Below are 19,370 nucleotides of genomic sequence, written 5' to 3'. Positions count from 1 at the left end.
CATAAAATACAAATTAGTTATCAGCAATGGCTGAAGAAAACAAAAAACCGGAAGTTCAGGAAGAAGTTGAACTTAAAACCAACGTTGCAGCTGCAGAAGAGCTTGCTACTCCAGATTCTATTGAGGAGCCAAAAGGTTACGCAAGTCCTGCACAGGCAAATCCTGAAAAATTCCTAAAAGAATTTAACTGGCACAACTACGAAGAAGGTATTGACCCTATCGATGATGACAAGCTGGATGAGTTTGAGAAATTAGTTGCAGAGAACTTCGTAGACACGCTAGACGATGAAGTAGTTGAAGGTACCGTAATCAACATCACAGATCGTGATGCTATTATTGATATCAACGCGAAGTCTGAAGGGGTTATCTCTTTAAATGAGTTCCGTTACAATCCTGATCTTAAAGTAGGAGATAAGGTAGAAGTATTAATCGACGTGCGTGAAGACGCTACCGGTCAGTTGATTCTTTCTCACCGTAAAGCTCGTGTGATCAAAGCTTGGGATCGCGTAAACAAAGCACACGAAGACGGTACTATCGTTACCGGTTTTGTTAAGGCACGTACTAAAGGAGGTATGATCGTTGACGTATTTGGAATCGAGGCGTTCTTGCCAGGTTCACAAATCGACGTGAAGCCAATCCGTGATTACGATGCATATGTAAACAAAACTATGGAATTCAAAGTTGTGAAAATCAACCAGGAATTTAAGAACGTAGTAGTTTCTCACAAAGCGCTTATCGAGGCAGATATCGAAGAGCAGAAAAAAGAAATCATCGGGCAGCTTGAAAAAGGTCAGGTACTTGAAGGTACCGTTAAAAACATTACTTCTTATGGGGTATTTGTTGACCTTGGAGGTGTTGATGGATTGGTACACATTACAGATCTTTCTTGGTCTCGTATCAACCACCCGAATGAGATCGTTGATCTTGATCAAAAACTTAACGTGGTTATCCTTGATTTTGATGAGGATAAAACACGTATCCAACTTGGTCTTAAGCAGCTTAAGAAGCATCCATGGGATGCACTTAGCGAAAACTTAAGCGTTGGTGATAAAGTAAAAGGTAAAGTTGTAGTAATCGCAGATTACGGTGCTTTCGTTGAAGTAGAAGAAGGAGTAGAAGGTCTTATCCACGTTAGTGAAATGTCTTGGTCTACGCACTTGCGCAGCGCTCAGGATTTCGTAAATGTAGGTGATGAGGTAGAAGCTCAGATTCTTACTATGGATCGCGAAGATCGTAAGATGTCACTTGGTATCAAGCAACTAAGCCAGGATCCTTGGACAGATATTACCACTAAATATCCTGTAGGTTCACGTCACACCGGTATCGTTCGTAATTTCACCAACTTTGGTGTGTTTGTAGAACTTGAAGAAGGTATTGATGGTTTGATCTACATCTCAGACCTTAGCTGGACTAAGAAAGTGAAGCACCCATCAGAATTTACGAATATTGGCGATAAGCTGGAAGTAGTAGTTCTAGAGCTTGACGTAGAAGGTCGTAAGCTAAGCTTAGGTCACAAGCAAATCGAAGACAATCCTTGGGATAAATACGAAGAGGAATTTGCTGTGGGAACCAAGCACACCGGTACTATCGATGAGGTAGTAGATAAGGGAGCTGTAGTTAAATTCAACGAAGACATCGAGGCGTTTATCCCCGGTCGTCATATGGAGAAGGAAGACGGCAGCAAACTTTCTAAAGGTGAGGAAGCTGAATTCCAGATCATTGAATTTAACAAAGACTTCAAGCGCGTTGTAGCTTCACACACTTCTTTATTCAAAGAAGAAGAGGCTAAAATCGTTAAGCAGGCTGCCAAAAAAGCGGCAGACTCAGCAGCAGCTAGTGCACCTACTTTAGGTGATGCTAACGATGCTCTTGCAGCATTGAAGAAGAAAATGGAAAAAGGCGGTAACTAAGCCCTATTCATTTTAGAATACTCAAAAACCCTTTAGCGTTTATGTTAAAGGGTTTTTTTATGGCGTTACTTTGCCTCAGGGCAAAGTCCGGGCTTTGCGTTACAATTCCTCGTTGCCTGCACTGGAGTTCCGGCAACTGCGGGATTTTCACTCCAATCCCTAACGCTTTTTCCTGGTTTGTGTGTAATCAGTAATCAGAAATGAGAAATCAGAAACTTTTATATTTTATGATTCAACGATTCAACGATTCAACGATTCAACGATTCAACGATTCCACAACATAAAAAGAGAGTTTTCAATCGGTATAGTAGTTTGGTCAGGCTTTATTAATTAGTTTTGACCTGCTTCAAAATCTGGAATATTATGAACTACATCCTCTTTGACGGTTCGGTACGCAGACAACTGCTTCCCTTTACTTACACCAGGCCGGTAGCCGATTTGCGCATTGGTATACTTACTATTCGGGAAAAGTGGGAAAAGCATTTGGGCAATACCACGTCAACCGTGACCGAAGAATATCTTTCTGAAAAATATCCGATGGTGGAGTTTGAAGAAAATGTGATGATCAACGCTTCCTATCTGCCTACGGAAGTTCTCGTTGAACTCGTGCAAAATCTGGAGACCAACCAGGCGCTTTTTGACGGGGAAGAAGTAGTTGCTTTTTATACGGTAGAAGGTCAGGAAGATATCGACTTTTCAGATTATGAGCAGATAGAGCTTCCGGAAGAAGCCATTTTCAAGATTGCGCATACCTGGGATTTGTTCAGTAAAAATCACGAAGCCATTCAGCTCGACTTCGATTTGATCACGGAAGATCGCAAATCAGCGCCCATCCCCTCAGGCGTACAAACACTCAATTCTGAGAATATCTTTATCGAGCCAGGAGCAAAGCTTAATTTTTGCACGTTAAATGCTTCCGAAGGCCCTATATACATTGGTAAAGATGCAGAAATCATGGAAGGAGCGCTGATTCGCGGGCCTTTCGCCCTGTGCGACCATGCAACCGTAAAAATGGGAGCAAAAATTTATACGGGTACCACTATTGGGCCATACTGCAAAGTTGGAGGAGAGGTGACCAATTCGGTATTGATGGCCTATTCGAATAAAGGACACGATGGTTATTTAGGAAATTCAGTATTGGGCGAGTGGTGCAATATTGGCGCTGATTCTAACAACAGCAACCTTAAAAATAATTATGAGGAAGTGCGCTTATGGGATTACGAGACCGAAGGTTTCGCGAGAACCGGCCTGCAGTTTTGTGGCCTGATGATGGGCGATCACAGCAAATGCGGAATCAATACCATGTTCAATACCGGTACGGTAATAGGCGTAAGTGTAAATATTTTTGGTACCGGTTTTCCGCGTAATTTTGTGCCATCCTTCAGTTGGGGCGGTGCAGCTGGCTTTACAACTTATAAAACGGATAAGGCTTTTCAAACCGCGAAACTGGTTATGGAACGCCGCAATATTCCCTTTGATGCTCAGGAAGCTGCGATACTCGAGCATGTTTTTGAGGAGACTGCAAAGTACAGGAGGTATTAAACCAATGGTCTTCCGGAATCTACAAACAGTAACCAGATAAGTACTGCCAGTACAACTAGTGCAATAGCGGTATAGCCTATTACTTTCCTGTTATGGTTTCTAGAGTCTTTACGTATTTGATTTTTTAACTTCAGCTCTTCCGAAGCAGCGAGTTTCTTAAAATCAATAAAAGGTTTATGCTTAGCTGTTTTGATATCGAGCCCTTTTTTGTCGAATCGTGATTTACGCTCGCGCTTGTTAGTTTTAAGCGTAGCCAGCATTGCCGAAACTGAACCTCCAAATCCCATAGTAGTAGCTTTCTATATAAGTAGTACTCAGGCAATTTTCGTTACAGGAATTTAAGATTTAAAGCCTGTAAACTAGGGTTTTCTGTCTTTTCGAACCCGTTTCAGAACCAAAAAATCCTGCGGATTGGCTTTTAAACCGTATACATCTTTATGCACAAACTTGATGACCTGATCATAGTATAGCGTGACGAAAGGTGCTTTAGCTATAAGAATCGAATCCATTTTTTGATACAGAACTTTGCGTTCTTCAAGATCGGTAAGTTTAAAACTGGCTTCGTAAAGACGGTCAAACGCGTCATTCTTAAAATGCGTGTAGTTGGGGCCGTTTGGCGTAAAGTTTTTGCTGTAGTACAGCGAGAGGTAGTTTTCGGCATCGGGATAATCGGCAATCCAGCTGGCTCGGAAGGCATCGAGCTTTCCGGTAGATTTTAATTGGCGAAGTGTAGAAGGTGGCATTACATCAATATTGATGGTTAACCCAAGTTTGCCTATTTCCCGCTGAATGTACTCACAGATATCGAGGTACTGACTGTTAGTGCCTATGGTTATCACCGGATTTTGGTTTCCGGTGGTTTCCTTGTATTCTTCAATTAGTTTTCGGGCCCTGGCCGGATTATATTCAAAACCGGCAGTGCCATAACCCGGAAGTCCTTTAGGTATAAAGCCCGCCTGTGCAGGTTCGCCAATCCCATTACGCAGGTATTTTATCATTTTCACCCGGTCAAACCCGTAGTTTACAGCTTTCCTCAAAAGCTCTGAACGTATTTCATCCTGCGGGCTATCTAGAAAAAATCCCAAATATTCGGTATTTAAAAAGGGACCGGTAATGGTTTTTACCTCGTCTTTGTATTTTTCTTTTAGTTTTCCGGTAGCAGTTAATAATTCATCTTTATAGGAAGGATCCAGGCTGTTGAGCATATCAAGGTTACCCTGGGCAAACTGTAAAAATTCACTTTGTTTATCGGGTAAAAAGGTAATCGCTACCGCTTCCAGATAGGGAAGTTGTACACCATTTTCGTCGGTTTCAAAATACAATTCGTTTTTACGCAAAACCAGTTTTACGCCTTCTTCCCAACGCTTAAACTTGAAAGGTCCGGTACCTACAGGATGAGACCGGAATTCATTACCATAATATTCTACAATTTCACGGGGCACAGCAGAGCAGTAGCGCATCGTAAGCAAGCCCAAAAAAGCGGGGAATTGCCGGTTGAGCGTGATGGTAAAGGTAGAGTCGTTGACAGCTTCGTAAGCGGCCACGTTGCTAAGCACCCAGCTTCCGGGAGAAGCTACGGCGGGGTCTTTCAAACGATCAAAACTGTAAACAAAGTCTGAAGCTACAAGTCTTCGGGTGCTGTCTGAAGTTTTAAACTGTGGGTGTTTGTGAAAGTAAACATCATCTCTTAAGGTAAACGTATAGCGGGTGGCAGAGGAGTCTACCGTCCAGCGTTTAGCCAGATCGGGAACAATATTTAAGGAGTCATCCTGCTGTACCAATCCATTAAATATTTGATTTGTAGGCCAGATTATAGGTGGGTTACGGGCAAAAGCAGGATCAAGCGTAGCCACATTGTAATGCTCGTTGTATCTGAAAACCTCAGACTCTCTTGATTCTGAACTCCCATTGGTACAGGAAGAACTAAGATAAGACAGGCTGCCTACAAGCAGTAAGGGAAATAAGCGCTTAAAAATTTGGGTTTTGATCAACAAGTGGTGCTGTTTTTAAAGCAAAAGCGATTTTGACTTATAGCATGATAAGGTTAACTTTGCATTTTTCTGATTTTGGCTATTGTTTTCAAGGCCAAACGGAAACAAAAATAGGTAATTGCGAAGAAGAATGATATGACTGAAGCTACTAAAAAAGTTGCATTTTATACGCTGGGCTGTAAACTGAATTTCTCGGAAACAGCGACAATTTCCCGAAGTTTTAAGAATGAAGGTTTTAAACGGGTCGATTTTAGCGAACCCGCAGATGTTTATGTAATCAATACGTGCAGTGTTACCGAAAACGCCGATAAGCGTTTTAAAACCATTGTAAAGAAAGCGCAAAGTGTAAATCCCGATGCTTTTGTAACGGCAGTAGGCTGTTATGCTCAGTTGAAGCCCGAAGAATTAGCTGATGTAGATGGGGTAGACCTGGTGCTCGGCGCTACCGAAAAATTCAAAATCACCGATTACCTGAACGACCTGACCAAAAATGATATGGGTGAGGTGCACAGTTGTGAGATTGAAGAGGCTAATTTTTATGTAGGTTCGTATTCGCTGGGTGGCCGTACCCGTGCTTTTTTGAAAGTTCAGGATGGGTGTGACTATAAGTGTACCTATTGTACCATTCCTTTAGCCAGAGGGATTTCGCGTAGCGATACCCTAAATAATGTCTTGAAAAATGCCCGTGATATTGCAGATCAGGGGATTAAAGAGATTGTGCTTACCGGTGTTAACATCGGGGATTATGGAAAGGGTGAGTTTGGTAATAAGAAGCATGAGCATACCTTTTTAGATTTGGTTAAGGCGCTTGATGATGTAGATGGTATCGAACGATTACGCATTTCAAGTATTGAGCCTAACCTTTTGAAAAATGATACCATTGAGCTGGTTGCCGATTCTCAAACTTTTGTACCGCATTTCCACATTCCCCTGCAAAGTGGTAATAACGAGTTGCTGGGTAAAATGAGCAGGCGCTATAAGCGTGAACTCTATGCAGATCGTGTAGCTGAAATCAAGCGTTTGATGCCCGATGCCTGTATAGGGGTTGATGTAATCGTTGGTTTTCCGGGAGAAACCGATGCACATTTTCTGGATACCTATAATTTTCTAACGGAACTGGATATCTCGTATTTGCATGTTTTTACCTATTCGGAACGCGACAATACCAAGGCTGCATCTATGCCGGACGTTGTGCCTTTGCGCAAGCGAAAAAAACGCAGTAAAATGTTGCGCGGACTTTCAGCAAAGAAACGCAGAGCCTTTTACGAATCGCAATTGGGAACACAACATACCGTGCTCTTTGAGGGCGAAAATAAAAAAGGATACATTCATGGGTTTACCGAGAATTATGTGAAAGTAAAGGCCCCATGGGACCCTGCTTTAGTAAATACCCTGCATGAGATTTGTCTGACCGAAATTGATGAGGATGGTCTGGTGCGTTTTGAATACGCCGAAGATGCTGTTGCTATAACCGCATAAAAAAACCTGTATTAAAACAGGTTTTATAAAGTTCGTTTAAAGCTTAAGCTAGATATTTATACCTACCGGTAATAAATCCTTATACTTTCTGCGATTGGCTCGCATAAATTTAGCAATCTCAGGACTTGTAGGTACAAGTCTGATGTTGCGGTCTTCGACTTCTTTAAAAACAGCAACGATAAAATCATTCATTTTATCCTCGGTACCTTCGGGCATGTGTAATTTGGTAAGAAAGATTTTACGATCCTGAAGGGAGTATTCAATTTTTGCCAATTTACCATCAATTGTGGTCTCAAATTGTCTTAGAAATTCGTTGTCTGTCAATTCAATCGCTGTCATTACATCCATATAAAATTTGATTTAAGAAAAAAATAGTGCTTTCTGGAAGGTTTTGGCTATTACATTTGCATTCTTTTGGCAAGAATTTTAATGTATTGGTAAAGATACAAAAAAATAAAGGTTTTTGGGCCGGGCGATTGTTAAAGCCTTAATTTTAAGTGTTATGATACACGTTTATTTGATGCCGGGAATGGCGGCTAACCCAAGTATTTTTGATCATCTAAAATTGCCCGCAGAGCTTTATACGCTACACCCGCTTACCTGGAAAATTCCTGACCCCGGTGAATCTTTAGCTTCCTACGCTAAAAAAATGCTACTTGAGGTAAAGCACGAAAACCCTGTACTTATTGGGGTCAGCTTTGGTGGAGTTCTGGTACAGGAAATGGCAAAATACGTCAGGTACAAAAAGCTTATCATCATCAGTAGTGTGAAAACCAAAGCCGAACTGCCCCGACGTATGCGGTTTTCAAAGGCTTTGGGTCTTTACCGCATAGCTCCGGTAGGGCTGGTGCGTCACGTAAACCTGTTGTCAGAATATGCAGTTACCGACACGCTGAAACATAAAGCAGAATTGTATCAGAAATACCTTTCCATAACAGATCCTGTCTACCTGCACTGGGCTTTAGAGCAAATGCTGTGTTGGGAGCAGAGTACGTACGCCGAGGATCTGATTCACATTCACGGGACCGCCGATCCTGTTTTTCCCTTTAAATACATTAAAAATTGTATTCCTGTAAAAGGAGGAACCCATGCGATGATCATAAGCCGTTGTAAATGGTTTTCTAAACATCTGCCGAAACTGATAGGGGATTAAAAACTGATTTTTTGCAACTTAAAATTTAAGAATTCAATCACGGTATTGTTCTTGGTATCATGTAGATGATTTGCTAATTTGCAGTACAACTTCAATAAACAAGCTATGATACCAATTAAAAATATTCTGGCCGGTGTGGGCCTTATCGCTACAACTGCTGTCTGTGTTCAGGCGGTGCAACAGGAAACAAAAGATCCTGAAGTAACAAAAAAAGAAAAACTGGTTAACGACTATAATGTCTATGCTATTCCTTTACCGGATGCGATGGACTTTGCCGGTGAGCGTGTGCCTCTGGAAGATCCGGATGTGCGTGAGCGCATGGATCGTGAATTATTGGTAAATACCTATTGGCAGTCTAATGGTTTGCTAATCATTAAGCGTGCTGCGAAATATTTCCCAATCATAGAACCCATTCTTAAAGAAGAGGGTTTGCCTGATGATTTTAAGTATTTGGCCGTAATAGAAAGTGGTTTAACGCAGGCGGTTTCACCGGCTCGAGCTACGGGATTTTGGCAAATACTTGGAGGTACCGGTAAGGAACTGGGACTTGAAGTTAATGATAATGTAGATGAGCGCTATAATGTGGAGCTTGCAACCCGTGCCGCCTGTAAATATTTAAAAAAGTCTAAAAACTATTTAGGAAGCTGGACGCTTGCCGCTGCAGGCTACAATGCCGGGAATGCCGGAATCAACAGAAGACTGGAAGCTCAGGATGTTTCAGATTATTACGATTTACTCCTAGGTGAAGAAACGGGAAGGTATGTGTTTCGCATTTTGGCTTTAAAAGAAATATTGAAAGAGCCACAGAAGTATGGTTTTAATTATACCGAAGATGACCTGTATAAAACCGTTCCTACCTATAAGGTTAAGGTAGATACGGCAGTAACTGATTTTGTGAAGTTTGCGCAGGGATTTGGGATCAATTATAAAATTCTAAAAATCCACAATCCGTGGTTACGCGAAGATCATTTGAACAACGCTTCGCGAAAAGTGTATCAGATTGAGATCCCGGAAAAAGGAGTTTATACGGTTGGTCAGTAAATCAATTAAATTGAAATTAAAAAAGGAGCCTGAATAAAGGCTCCTTTTTTTTGGGTGTTATGCTAGATGCAAAATTAAAATGTTGCCAGTGATTCCGGCAGATCATTGATGTTGATATTAAGATCCAGATTGATAGCAGCGATCTGACGACTTAGAAACGTAAGGTTTTGGTTAATCACTTCTGTTGTTGAAATACCCAACTGATTAGGTGGTCTTCTGTTGATGTCTAAAATCTGTCCATCTGTAGCTATAACATACGAAAGAGAAATGCCCAAAGCGTGTTTCAGGAGATTTACAGTTTTCATGTGCTTGTTTTGCACTTCGTCCACGTAAGCTATCTGTATATTTTTATTAAATTTCTTAGCTTCTTTTTTCACGGTGTTTTTATCATCCCAGAATAAAACAATAAAGTCAACCAAACCCGCGTAGCGCTCGGCAAGTTTGTTAAGAACAGGAATTTCCCCGTCGCTGGGAATACACCAGGAAGAATAGGTAAGAATTATGGTGGGGCGCTCAAAATCTTCGGTAGAAGTTATAAAAGTATTATTAAGCGTTTCAAACTCGAGTTTATCAATATATGTGCCTTGAAGATTATTTTTTACCAGGCTGTCAAATAAAGATTTGGCAAAATCAAATTCACCGTACCTGAGGGCTTCATCAACCCGGGCGGTGTACTTATCCATACTTGCAGCTAAAGCGTCAGAAAAAAGCACTTTTTGCTCTTCCTGCGCCTGTAGATTGAATACCGATAAGAATAAAAGTATAAGTAGAGTTCTTGCCATATAAATACTTGAACCACAAAGATATCTAGCGGTTCATCGGCAATAAAAACTTATCGATAAAAGGAAATGTAAAATCGTTATAAAACACAATCTTAATTAAGGATTGTGGGGCTTTCAGATAAAACCTATTATAATAACGGAATTTTACAGTTTAAAGAGTGCTGGTCAAATTACCGGCGTGCACCTCTGCCGTATTGCTGACGAGGCATATTTGCAGCCTGCTTCATTTGTTGCTTCATCATTTTAATCTGCTCGGTAAGCATATTGTGCTTATCCAGCTTTTTGGCTTCCGCTAACAACTTATCAGCCTCGCGACGTCTGTTTTTGGTCATTGCAATACCGGCAAGGTTTATTTTGGCCATTGCCAAATCAGCATCCATACTGAGACCCAACTGAACTGCTTTCTTGAAATATTTTTCCGCCTGTATCATATTGGTTTGAGAAACCATCAGCCCGTTGAGATAATTGTAATACCCCTGTTGTTTGCGAACCAAAGCGCCTTCCGGATTTTTAATTTTATCAAGCCATTTTTTAGCACCGTCAAAATCCTGCTTTCGTAGTCTTAAAAAGGCGAGAATAAGAATTTCGTTTTTAAAATATAAGAGTACAAAAATACCTGCCAGAAGAATTAAAAGAATGCCGTTACCTATAGAACGATCTGCAAATTGCCAAACGGCTAATGCAACTACCAGGACAGCTAAAACGAGTTTTATATTTTTGTTGAACATTGTTAGGATTCTTAAAGTGTTAAATCAAAGCACCTATTCATACCTGTAAGTGCCTGTTTTATTGAGCCTGCAAATGTAATAAAAACAATCTGAAATATTTTAAACTTTACGCTTGTTGAATTAGAAACTGTTTGTATATTTGCGCCCAGCTTTTGAGAATGCCATTCTCAGAATTATATAGAAAAGTTTAAGGAAGATTAAAGAAGATACACAATGAGCAAAAGAACGTTTCAACCTTCAAAAAGGAAAAGAAGAAATAAGCACGGTTTCCGCGAGCGTATGGCTACTGCTAACGGTCGTAAAGTCCTTGCACGTAGAAGAGCAAAGGGTAGAAAGAGATTATCTGTATCTTCTGAGCTAAGACATAAAAAGTAAATGATTTTATCGTTTAAAAATATTAAGGTGTTACTTTTTTAAGTAACACCTTTTTTTTGTAAATACTCCAGACTAAATTTAACCACACATCTTAATCTGAGCACTAATGCCTAAAAACGAAAAACTTAAATCAATTTTAATTATCGGTTCTGGTCCAATCATCATAGGTCAGGCTTGTGAATTTGACTACTCAGGATCACAGGCTTTAAGATCGTTGCGTGAAGATGGTATAGAGACAATTCTTATCAATTCGAACCCGGCGACCATTATGACAGACCCGGTAATGGCAGATCATATTTACCTGTTACCGCTTACAACCAAATCAATTGTAAAAATCCTTGAAGAGCATCCGCAAATTGATGCGGTATTGCCTACAATGGGTGGTCAGACAGCACTTAACCTATGTATTGAAGCTGATGAGAAGGGCATTTGGAAAGATTATGGGGTTGAATTGATTGGTGTTGATATTGATGCGATTAACATTACCGAAGACCGGGAGAAGTTTAGAGAGCTTATGCTTAAAATAGGCATTGGTATGGCTCCGCAGGCAACTGCAACTTCGTTTTTAAAGGGAAAAGAAATCGCTCAGGAATTTGGTTTTCCGTTGGTAATTCGTGCTTCGTATACCTTGGGTGGAGCGGGAGCTTCAATTGTATACAAGCCTGAAGATTTTGACGCTTTGTTGAGCCATGGTCTTGAAATATCGCCTATTCACGAAGTGATGATTGATAAAGCCCTGATGGGGTGGAAGGAATATGAGCTTGAGCTGCTTCGGGATAAGAATAACAATGTGGTTATAATCTGTACCATCGAAAATATGGACCCGATGGGGATCCACACCGGAGACTCAATTACCGTTGCACCAGCAATGACGTTAAGCGATCGTACGTTTCAGCGTATGCGCGATATGGCCATTCATATGATGCGCTCTATTGGTGATTTTGCCGGAGGTTGTAACGTACAATTCGCCGTAAGTCCTGACGAAAAAGAAGATATTATCGCGATTGAAATCAACCCACGGGTATCGCGTTCTTCTGCTTTGGCTTCTAAAGCAACCGGTTATCCTATTGCAAAAATCGCTTCTAAACTGGCTATTGGTTATACCCTTGACGAACTTGATAACCAGATTACCAAATCGACTTCGGCTTTATTTGAGCCAACTCTCGATTATGTCATTGTGAAAATCCCACGCTGGAATTTTGACAAGTTTGAAGGCAGCGACCGTACTTTAGGTCTGCAGATGAAATCAGTAGGAGAGGTGATGGGTATCGGCCGCTCGTTCCAGGAAGCTTTGCATAAGGCAACCCAATCGCTAGAGATTAAGCGTAACGGTCTGGGAGCAGACGGTAAAGGTTATACCAACTACGATAAGATTATTGAAAAACTGACTAACCCAAGTTGGGATCGTGTTTTTACGATTTACGATGCCATACAAATGGGAATTCCATTGAGCCGTATTCACGAGATTACCAAGATTGATATGTGGTTCCTCAAGCAATTTGAGGAAATGGATGCGCTTGAGAAGGAGATATCTAAATATAATATAGACACTCTACCGCGCGACTTACTTCTTGAAGCCAAACAAAAAGGCTTTGCAGACCGTCAGATCGCGCACATGCTCGACTGTCTGGAAAGCAATGTATACGACAAGCGTGACGAGTATAAAATCAACCGCGTCTACAAACTGGTTGATACCTGTGCCGCAGAGTTTGTAGCGCAAACACCCTATTTCTATTCTACATTTGAAAACGAAATGCAGTTGCCATCGGGCGAGCGTTTCGCAGAAAATGAAAGTAAAGTAACCGAAAAGAAAAAGGTTGTTGTACTGGGTTCAGGTCCTAACCGTATCGGTCAGGGGATCGAGTTTGACTACTGCTGCGTACACGGTGTAATGGCTGCTGCTGAATGCGGGTACGAAACCATTATGATCAACTGTAACCCGGAGACGGTTTCTACCGACTTTGATATTGCAGACAAGCTGTATTTTGAGCCGGTATTCTGGGAGCATATTTACGACATCATCCGCCACGAGAAGCCCGAGGGTGTAATTGTGCAGTTGGGTGGGCAAACCGCTCTTAAACTGGCTGAAAAATTAGACCGCTATGGTATCAAAATCATTGGGACCAGCTACAAAGCGCTCGATCTTGCTGAAGATCGTGGTAGTTTCTCAAGACTGCTTAAAGAAAATAATATTCCCTATCCTGAATTTGATGTGGCCGAGACTGCAGAAGAGGCACTTGCCGTTGCAGATCGTCTGGACTTCCCTATTCTGGTAAGACCTTCTTATGTATTGGGAGGTCAGGGGATGAAAATTGTGATCAATAAAGATGAACTTGAGGAGACGGTTGTAGACCTGCTGCGTAAGATTCCAAATAACAAACTGCTTTTAGACCATTACCTGGATGGAGCGATTGAAGCTGAAGCCGATGCGATTTGCGATGGTGAGAACGTTCAGATCATTGGTATTATGGAGCATATTGAGCCTTGCGGAATTCACTCCGGGGACTCCAACGCTACCCTGCCTCCTTTTAACCTGGGTGATTTGGTCATTCAGCAGATAAAAGATCATACCCACAAAATTGCTTTGGCACTTAATACTGTTGGATTGATTAATATTCAGTTTGCGATCAAAGACGATAAGGTGTATATCATTGAGGCTAACCCTCGTGCTTCGCGTACCGTTCCTTTTATAGCAAAAGCTTATGGTGAGCCGTATGTTAACTACGCAACCAAGGTGATGCTGGGCGAAAAGAAAGTTACTGATTTTGAGTTTAATCCGAAGCTTGAAGGCTATGCGATTAAGCAACCCGTGTTTTCGTTTAATAAGTTTCCAAATGTGAATAAGCAGTTGGGCCCTGAGATGAAAAGTACCGGTGAAAGCATTCTGTTTATCGATAGTTTAAAGGATGATGCTTTTTACGATCTGTACGCAAGAAGAAAAATGTATCTAAGCCGATAATTTTTTGCAACATATAATTTGTGGTAACGTCTTTAGAATAACTTTAGTATAATATTGCTTTTTATTTGGCAAGCTATTTGAAAAGTTATTCTATCTTTACAAAGCATTGAAACACAGTTGTATGGTATGAAATTTACTTGGTTCTACATCTTCCTTTTGGGTTTTGCGTTTACTATAAGCGCTCAAAAAACACACGTAATTGATTGGAGATCAGGTTCCAGGGATCTTTCTGCGACGCTTGAAGTTAAGGTAGGAGATACCGTACAATGGGTTTTTGGTGAATATCTGCCGCAGAATATTGTCAATACTTCTTTTGGTGCTCCCAGCGATTTTGGAATTACTCAAAGGCTGGCTAAAGGTTCGGTTTATGAGTATGTTTTTAACAAAAAAGGGATTTATACTTTTGAGAGTAGTGCCAAGAAAAGTTTGAAGGGAAGCATCAAGGTTTCCGATTCCAAATCGGTTGTATCCCAAACGGCAGACGGTTATAAAATTTATCCCAACCCGGTAAAGGATCGGTTGTTTTTTGAGAGTCCGTCACTTAGCAATTCTTTAGACATCACGTTTTACGATGTCTTAGGTAAAAAGGTTAAGCAGGATAAAGTTTCCTCAGCTCTAGCTTCGAGTGGTCTGGATGTAAGCACTCTAAAACGCGGTGTTTATCTCATTCAGATTGATAACGGTAGTCGTTCTTTTACGCAGAAATTGATTAAAGATTAAATAGTATAAAATCCCAATCAAAAAATCCCTTCTGAATCTCAGAAGGGATTTTTTGATGCTCTAAAAAAACTCAACTTTATAAGTTATATTCTCTCGGTTTTAATTCGTCTTGGTCAAAATCAACAAAAAAGTAGTGCACCTTATCCTTCTGGTCAAATGTGCCGTTTTTGTCCACATCTTCCAGAGTTCGGTAGTACAGTCTATTTTGAATTTTGATCATTTTCCAATCTATTAATTCGTGAAGTTCGGGTGTTATTTTTTTAAACCCCGATCCATCAATTTTGCTTAAGTAAAGACTTATTAAATCTTCAGGATTCAATTTACGATCTCCGTTTGTATCCTGATCAAAAACAGAATAGAGCAAATATTGTTTTTTATTGACCTTAAAGACATCCCGTAAAAAACTAATTGAACTAATACGCAGTGTACGCTGCGTAAGCTGCGTTATATCGTCTGACTCAAGTTTTTGAAATTTCAGATTGTGAATATTACCCGAAATATCAGAACCATATGAATTGAGTATAGAAAAACTTTCACCACTTCCTGAACCGCTATTTAGGCCGCTGTAAATCTTACCGTAATGTAGATTTACCGGTTCGCCAATGATATAGATCACATAATCTGTACTGTCAATTTCTATGGGCAGCTCCTCAAGTATTATTGTCGTAGAGTCGCGTTTGACTTCAGTCCTACTTTTTAGATTATCGTAGTTAACAGCTGTTTTTGTTTTTTCCTTACAAGCTACCAGAAGTATTAGGCTTAGGATCATAAAAAGTTTAGGCATAAAAGAAAATTTAGAGATTGAAAATGAGACTAAATCTGGTATTTAATAATGTAGGAGCAGATGAATATTAACAGATGCTTTTAAAATTACGACTTTTAAAGTTTCGATGCCACTTCCATAAGCAGCGCACACAAATAGGCTCCGGCAGTTCCCGTAACATAACCAAAAACTGCCAGCAGTATGCCTACCGAGGTTAGCGAGGGATGAAACTCTGCGGCTACGACGGGTGCAGAGGCAGCCCCGCCCACATTTGCCTGACTCCCCACGGCGAGGAAGAAATAGGGCGCTTTGATGAGTTTGGCAACACCAATGAGCAAGCCTGCGTGAATGCTGATCCAGATTAAACCAATGGCAATCAAACCCGGGTTTTCAAGCACTTTGGTCAAATCCATTTTCATACCTATAGTTGCGACGAGGATGTAGATAAAGAGTCCGCCTACTTTACTGGCACCGGCACCCTCGTAATTTTTTGCTTTGGTAAACGAAAGCATAATTCCAAAAGCTGTTGCGAAAACCACCATCCATAAAAAGTCTGAACTCAGGGAAGACAGGATTTTTTCTTTGTTGCGCACCACTTCAAAGTTGTTTTCTAGAAAAGAAGCAAAGTTGGTTCCCAGAAAATGCGCCAGGCCTACCCCTACAAAAGCAAAAAACAGAAACATCACCAAATCCTGAAGGGTCGTGTTACGGGCAATACTCTCGGTATGGGTGGTTACCTTTGCTTTGAGTTTTTCTATAGAAGAGGTGTCTGCCTTCAGCCAGCGGTCTATGCGCTCGCGTTTTCCAATCCCAAAAAGCAACAGTGCCATCCAGATATTGGCGACTACGATATCAATAAGCACCATTCCGCCGTATTTCTCAGGGTTGTATTTAAAAACCTCAAGCATCGCGGCCTGATTGGCACCACCACCTATCCAGCTGCCTGCAATAGTTGATAGTCCCCGCCATACGGCGTCAAAACCACTCCCGCCCACCGTATCGGGTGAAAAGATGGAAACGATTAAAATTGCTAAAGGTCCGCCAATGATGATACCTATAGTTCCCGTAAAAAACATAATTAGGGCTTTTGGGCCTAAATTAACGATGGCCTTAAGGTCGATGCTCAGTGTCATTAAAATAAGCGCTGCAGGAAGTAGATACCGGCTGGCCACAAAGTACAGATTGCTGGCTTCTTCTGAAACGATGCCGGTGCTGGCGAGGATTGCGGGTAACAGATAGCATAGCAGCACCGTGGGAACGACGGTATAGAATTTTTGCCAAAACCGGGTTTGCAGGGAAGAGGTATAAAATACCAAACCCAGACAAAGCGCCAGGAGTCCAAAAATTACCGTATCGTCTGTTAAAGGCAGTTGATCCATCAATCTTAAAATAAAAGGTTAGGCTTTAAAAATAGGCTATTTGGAAAGAAATGTGAAGTTTCAAATTTCAGACTCAATTTTGATACGCATCAAAGCCCTTTTTGTGTTTCTTTTAATTAGGCGATTGGATTCATTTTTTGTTTAAAAATAGCTTTGATCAACTCAACTTCTTCTTTGAACTGTAAATCAGATCGCGTAGCGAAATAGAGCGTGTTTGCAACCTCCTTTTTACCACTCCAGACCAATTTGACTTTTTGACTCTTTAAGGATTCAGTAACCAAAAAATCAGGAACTACTGCAAAACCTTCGGCATTTTCGATGCATCTGATTATGGATCCAATGTTTGGTAGTATGTAATTGGGCTTAAAATCTACCCTGTTTCTGAAATTCTCAAACCAAAATCTCCTAAAATGCTCCATTTCGTTAGAAGCACTATACCAGACCCGGCTTTTAAGTTCCTGTTCCAATCCTGTAAAATTTTGGTCTTCAATCAACGCTACAATCGATTCCAGGTTAGATTGACTGCCTGCTACCAAAACGATCTTCTCCTGAGTGAAGGCCTCGTAGTTTACTAACGAATGTTTATCCTTAGGTTTCGGCGTTATGACTAAATCTAAAATCCCGTTATTCAATTCTTTAATCAGGTTTTGATGATTGCCAAAACGAGCAATAAGATTGAATTTAAAGGTAGGTACTTCTGCCTCCAGAATGGTTTGAAAGGTTTCTGTGCACATCCCTATATTGATGGAAGGAATAACGGCATTTGAAGTTTTTTTAAAATGCTGTTCCGCTTTTTCCAGTTTTTCTACAGCATCAATGATGTAATGGTATAATTGTTTGCCTTCTTCGGTGGGAATCATTTTTCGCGAAGTACGTTCAAACAATTTTTTGCCCACATAAGCTTCGAGCGCATTGAGGTGAACACTCACCCCGGGCTGCGAACTGTACAAAGACTCGGCTGCTTTCGTCAGGGTATTTTTTTCAAAAATCGCTACGAAAGTCCGATACCATTCCAGATTAACCATCTATTATAATTTTAATACAAATGTATAAATCATATTATTTTTATGATAGAGATGTGCTCTTTAATTTTGTGATAACAAAAAAATAGAGATATGATGAATGTATTTATAATTAATGGAGGTCACGCATTTGCGCACTCTCCCGGGGGTTTTAATAAGACCCTTCTTGAAAGAACCCAATCTTTTTTTGAAGCTCAAAAGGGGTATCAGGTAAAAACCACACAGATAGGAAGTGATTTTGACCTGACAGAAGAGGTTGAAAAGTACAAATGGGCAGATTTGATCATTTACCACACGCCTATTTGGTGGTTTCAGGTTCCGTTTAAGTTTAAAGAGTATATAGACAAGGTGTTTACCGCAGGTCACAATACGGGTATTTACACCAGCGATGGCCGAAGCCGAACCAACCCCGCAATTAACTACGGTACCGGTGGAAGTCTTCACGGTAAAAAATATATGGTTACTTCGAGCTGGAATGCCCCAAAAGAAGCCTTTACCCTGGCAGGAGAGTTTTTTGATCAAAAAAGTGTGGATGAAGGTGTGCTCTTTGGGTTTCATAAAATGAACCAGTTTATTGGCCTTGATTTACTGGGCAGCACCCATTTCCATGATATGGAGAAAAACGCTGATGTAGAACGGGAGCTTGCTAAGTATGATAATTTTTTAAATGAAATTTTCAAAAATAAGAACAGTCAGGCGTTGGCCTCTTAAGTTCTTATGCGCCAACTGTACTTGCGATTTAGCGCATCCCGAAGTGTTTCAATATATACTTTGTGCTGCGTTAAGTCGCTTATTTGCGCCTCAAAAGTTTTAGTATTATTCAGCTTTGGAAAGCTCAGTTTGTTTTTGGCTATGGAGTTTGAAAGCAAAATGTTGAAGTAGTTATAGATCAAAATGAGCTTTTGGACACCATTCGTATCACCGATTTTAAAACCCAGTTTTTTTGCCGTACGTTCGTTAATGATATAGCTGGTACCCTGCACCCGTAGTTGCGGCTGATCTTTATAAGCTTCTATCAGGGCAAGCAGTCCATTAAGGTATTCATACATTATATAGGCGGTGCGTTCGCGTCCGTTCAGGTTTCTGTCTATCGCAAAGTAATAGTCAAACAGGGTACCTCCGTGAATTTTAATGAGGCCGTCATTGGGTTTTTCGGTGATGAAAAGCGGAGCGTAGTAGATCATTTTCCCGTGCTTTTTAAGGGAAGGCACATCATAAAACGGAGCAATCAGAGACAGGATGATCGCAAAGCCGAGGATCGCGATAAAATAGATCCTGGTATAGATCGAAAGTACAACCAAAACCAATAGGACAGCAAAAGCAAGCAAACCCAAAGCGAGCAGGAATTTGTTTTGCGCTTTGGGGGTTTTGGTATAGAATTTATGATTTCTAAGAAAGGGTTCGGCCCTGGAATTAGAATTCAAAAGAAATGGTTTTGAGATTTGGAATGTGATTAAAGATATACGGTTAGGCTTTAATGGTAGCGTATTAAAGAGAGCACTATCTCATAAAGTGTGTAACTAAAA

At 40.7% G+C, this 19,370-nt stretch carries 18 protein-coding genes; 9 read left to right on the top strand and 9 right to left on the bottom strand.

What is annotated here, in order from left to right:
* The first annotated feature begins 26 nt into the window (after positions 1-26).
* Entirely contained in the window at positions 27-1,910 is a 1,884-nt protein-coding gene (gene rpsA, locus CJ305_RS12895; protein WP_099646700.1) for a 30S ribosomal protein S1, read from the top strand.
* Positions 1,911-2,273: 363 nt separating this feature from the next.
* Positions 2,274-3,452 (top strand): GlmU family protein, encoded by a 1,179-nt coding sequence (locus CJ305_RS12890; RefSeq protein WP_099646699.1) that lies wholly within the window; start codon positions 2,274-2,276, stop codon positions 3,450-3,452.
* Here CJ305_RS12890 and CJ305_RS12885 read toward each other — a convergent pair.
* Positions 3,449-3,739, bottom strand: a complete 291-nt coding sequence (locus CJ305_RS12885; RefSeq protein WP_099646698.1) for a hypothetical protein — start codon at positions 3,737-3,739, stop codon at positions 3,449-3,451. The two genes, CJ305_RS12890 and CJ305_RS12885, sit on opposite strands and share 4 nt — an antisense overlap.
* 72 nt (positions 3,740-3,811) lie before the next feature.
* Positions 3,812-5,443 carry an ABC transporter substrate-binding protein gene (locus CJ305_RS12880; protein WP_394340051.1) on the bottom strand — a complete coding sequence of 544 codons (1,632 nt, stop codon included), beginning with the start codon at positions 5,441-5,443 and terminating at the stop codon, positions 3,812-3,814.
* Positions 5,444-5,578: 135 nt separating this feature from the next.
* On the opposite strand from CJ305_RS12880, the gene mtaB reads away from it, so the two are divergent.
* Positions 5,579-6,922, top strand: coding sequence for a tRNA (N(6)-L-threonylcarbamoyladenosine(37)-C(2))-methylthiotransferase MtaB (gene mtaB, locus CJ305_RS12875; protein WP_099646697.1), 1,344 nt, complete (start codon positions 5,579-5,581; stop codon positions 6,920-6,922).
* Positions 6,923-6,970: 48 nt separating this feature from the next.
* Here the strand turns inward: mtaB and CJ305_RS12870 are convergent, their stop codons facing one another.
* A complete protein-coding gene (locus CJ305_RS12870; protein WP_099646696.1) occupies positions 6,971-7,270 on the bottom strand; it encodes a GNAT family N-acetyltransferase in 300 nt (99 codons plus the stop codon).
* A gap of 154 nt (positions 7,271-7,424) precedes the next feature.
* On the opposite strand from CJ305_RS12870, the gene CJ305_RS12865 reads away from it, so the two are divergent.
* Together CJ305_RS12865 and CJ305_RS12860 are read left to right on the top strand one after the other, a co-directional pair.
* On the top strand, positions 7,425-8,075 hold the full coding sequence (locus tag CJ305_RS12865; protein ID WP_099646844.1) for an alpha/beta fold hydrolase: 651 nt from the start codon (positions 7,425-7,427) through the stop codon (positions 8,073-8,075).
* Positions 8,076-8,180: 105 nt separating this feature from the next.
* Positions 8,181-9,116: a lytic transglycosylase domain-containing protein gene (locus tag CJ305_RS12860; RefSeq protein ID WP_099646695.1), complete on the top strand. Its 936-nt coding sequence runs from the start codon at positions 8,181-8,183 to the stop codon at positions 9,114-9,116.
* Between the two features lie 74 nt (positions 9,117-9,190).
* Here the strand turns inward: CJ305_RS12860 and CJ305_RS12855 are convergent, their stop codons facing one another.
* Both CJ305_RS12855 and CJ305_RS12850 read right to left on the bottom strand, forming a co-directional pair.
* On the bottom strand, positions 9,191-9,898 hold the full coding sequence (locus tag CJ305_RS12855) for a TlpA family protein disulfide reductase (protein ID WP_099646694.1): 708 nt from the start codon (positions 9,896-9,898) through the stop codon (positions 9,191-9,193).
* A gap of 170 nt (positions 9,899-10,068) precedes the next feature.
* Positions 10,069-10,626 (bottom strand): hypothetical protein, encoded by a 558-nt coding sequence (locus CJ305_RS12850; protein ID WP_099646693.1) that lies wholly within the window; start codon positions 10,624-10,626, stop codon positions 10,069-10,071.
* A 213-nt stretch (positions 10,627-10,839) separates the two neighbouring features.
* Here CJ305_RS12850 and rpmH point away from each other — a divergent pair, with 213 nt between their 5' ends.
* The 3 genes from rpmH (at position 10,840) to CJ305_RS12835 (ending at position 14,680) form a co-directional block, all read left to right on the top strand.
* Positions 10,840-11,001 (top strand): 50S ribosomal protein L34, encoded by a 162-nt coding sequence (rpmH, locus tag CJ305_RS12845; RefSeq protein ID WP_099646692.1) that lies wholly within the window; start codon positions 10,840-10,842, stop codon positions 10,999-11,001.
* Between the two features lie 106 nt (positions 11,002-11,107).
* Positions 11,108-13,960: a carbamoyl-phosphate synthase large subunit gene (gene carB / locus CJ305_RS12840; protein WP_099646691.1), complete on the top strand. Its 2,853-nt coding sequence runs from the start codon at positions 11,108-11,110 to the stop codon at positions 13,958-13,960.
* Positions 13,961-14,086: 126 nt separating this feature from the next.
* On the top strand, positions 14,087-14,680 hold the full coding sequence (locus tag CJ305_RS12835; RefSeq protein ID WP_099646690.1) for a T9SS type A sorting domain-containing protein: 594 nt from the start codon (positions 14,087-14,089) through the stop codon (positions 14,678-14,680).
* A gap of 76 nt (positions 14,681-14,756) precedes the next feature.
* Here CJ305_RS12835 and CJ305_RS12830 read toward each other — a convergent pair whose 3' ends face one another.
* The 3 genes from CJ305_RS12830 to CJ305_RS12820 all read right to left on the bottom strand — a co-directional run bounded on the left by CJ305_RS12830 (position 14,757) and on the right by CJ305_RS12820 (position 17,847).
* Positions 14,757-15,464, bottom strand: a complete 708-nt coding sequence (locus CJ305_RS12830) for a hypothetical protein (RefSeq protein ID WP_099646689.1) — start codon at positions 15,462-15,464, stop codon at positions 14,757-14,759.
* 95 nt (positions 15,465-15,559) lie between these two features.
* Positions 15,560-16,822, bottom strand: coding sequence for a DUF819 family protein (locus CJ305_RS12825; RefSeq protein WP_099646688.1), 1,263 nt, complete (start codon positions 16,820-16,822; stop codon positions 15,560-15,562).
* A gap of 116 nt (positions 16,823-16,938) precedes the next feature.
* Positions 16,939-17,847 carry a LysR family transcriptional regulator gene (locus CJ305_RS12820; protein ID WP_099646687.1) on the bottom strand — a complete coding sequence of 303 codons (909 nt, stop codon included), beginning with the start codon at positions 17,845-17,847 and terminating at the stop codon, positions 16,939-16,941.
* Between the two features lie 90 nt (positions 17,848-17,937).
* On the opposite strand from CJ305_RS12820, the gene CJ305_RS12815 reads away from it, so the two are divergent.
* Positions 17,938-18,555: an NAD(P)H-dependent oxidoreductase gene (locus CJ305_RS12815; protein ID WP_099646686.1), complete on the top strand. Its 618-nt coding sequence runs from the start codon at positions 17,938-17,940 to the stop codon at positions 18,553-18,555.
* Here CJ305_RS12815 and CJ305_RS12810 read toward each other — a convergent pair.
* Positions 18,552-19,268, bottom strand: a complete 717-nt coding sequence (locus CJ305_RS12810) for a hypothetical protein (RefSeq protein WP_099646685.1) — start codon at positions 19,266-19,268, stop codon at positions 18,552-18,554. The genes CJ305_RS12815 and CJ305_RS12810 overlap by 4 nt on opposite strands.
* Positions 19,269-19,370: the final 102 nt, after the last annotated feature.

It is taken from the genome of Leeuwenhoekiella nanhaiensis (assembly GCF_002744755.1).
Taxonomy (GTDB): Bacteria; Bacteroidota; Bacteroidia; order Flavobacteriales; family Flavobacteriaceae; genus Leeuwenhoekiella; species Leeuwenhoekiella nanhaiensis.
This window is presented reverse-complemented; position numbering and strand designations above follow the sequence as displayed.

What these genes read in the sequence shown, in the direction of transcription:
- rpsA (WP_099646700.1), top strand. Translation starts at nt 27, where the DNA reads ATGGCTGAAGAAAACAAAAAACCGGAAGTTCAGGAAGAAGTTGAACTT.
- CJ305_RS12890 (WP_099646699.1), top strand. Translation starts at nt 2,274, where the DNA reads ATGAACTACATCCTCTTTGACGGTTCGGTACGCAGACAACTGCTTCCC.
- CJ305_RS12885 (WP_099646698.1), bottom strand. Translation starts at nt 3,739, where the DNA reads ATGGGATTTGGAGGTTCAGTTTCGGCAATGCTGGCTACGCTTAAAACT.
- mtaB (WP_099646697.1), top strand. Translation starts at nt 5,579, where the DNA reads ATGACTGAAGCTACTAAAAAAGTTGCATTTTATACGCTGGGCTGTAAA.
- CJ305_RS12870 (WP_099646696.1), bottom strand. Translation starts at nt 7,270, where the DNA reads ATGGATGTAATGACAGCGATTGAATTGACAGACAACGAATTTCTAAGA.
- CJ305_RS12865 (WP_099646844.1), top strand. Translation starts at nt 7,425, where the DNA reads ATGATACACGTTTATTTGATGCCGGGAATGGCGGCTAACCCAAGTATT.
- CJ305_RS12860 (WP_099646695.1), top strand. Translation starts at nt 8,181, where the DNA reads ATGATACCAATTAAAAATATTCTGGCCGGTGTGGGCCTTATCGCTACA.
- CJ305_RS12855 (WP_099646694.1), bottom strand. Translation starts at nt 9,898, where the DNA reads ATGGCAAGAACTCTACTTATACTTTTATTCTTATCGGTATTCAATCTA.
- CJ305_RS12850 (WP_099646693.1), bottom strand. Translation starts at nt 10,626, where the DNA reads ATGTTCAACAAAAATATAAAACTCGTTTTAGCTGTCCTGGTAGTTGCA.
- rpmH (WP_099646692.1), top strand. Translation starts at nt 10,840, where the DNA reads ATGAGCAAAAGAACGTTTCAACCTTCAAAAAGGAAAAGAAGAAATAAG.
- carB (WP_099646691.1), top strand. Translation starts at nt 11,108, where the DNA reads ATGCCTAAAAACGAAAAACTTAAATCAATTTTAATTATCGGTTCTGGT.
- CJ305_RS12835 (WP_099646690.1), top strand. Translation starts at nt 14,087, where the DNA reads ATGAAATTTACTTGGTTCTACATCTTCCTTTTGGGTTTTGCGTTTACT.
- CJ305_RS12830 (WP_099646689.1), bottom strand. Translation starts at nt 15,464, where the DNA reads ATGCCTAAACTTTTTATGATCCTAAGCCTAATACTTCTGGTAGCTTGT.
- CJ305_RS12825 (WP_099646688.1), bottom strand. Translation starts at nt 16,822, where the DNA reads ATGGATCAACTGCCTTTAACAGACGATACGGTAATTTTTGGACTCCTG.
- CJ305_RS12820 (WP_099646687.1), bottom strand. Translation starts at nt 17,847, where the DNA reads ATGGTTAATCTGGAATGGTATCGGACTTTCGTAGCGATTTTTGAAAAA.
- CJ305_RS12815 (WP_099646686.1), top strand. Translation starts at nt 17,938, where the DNA reads ATGATGAATGTATTTATAATTAATGGAGGTCACGCATTTGCGCACTCT.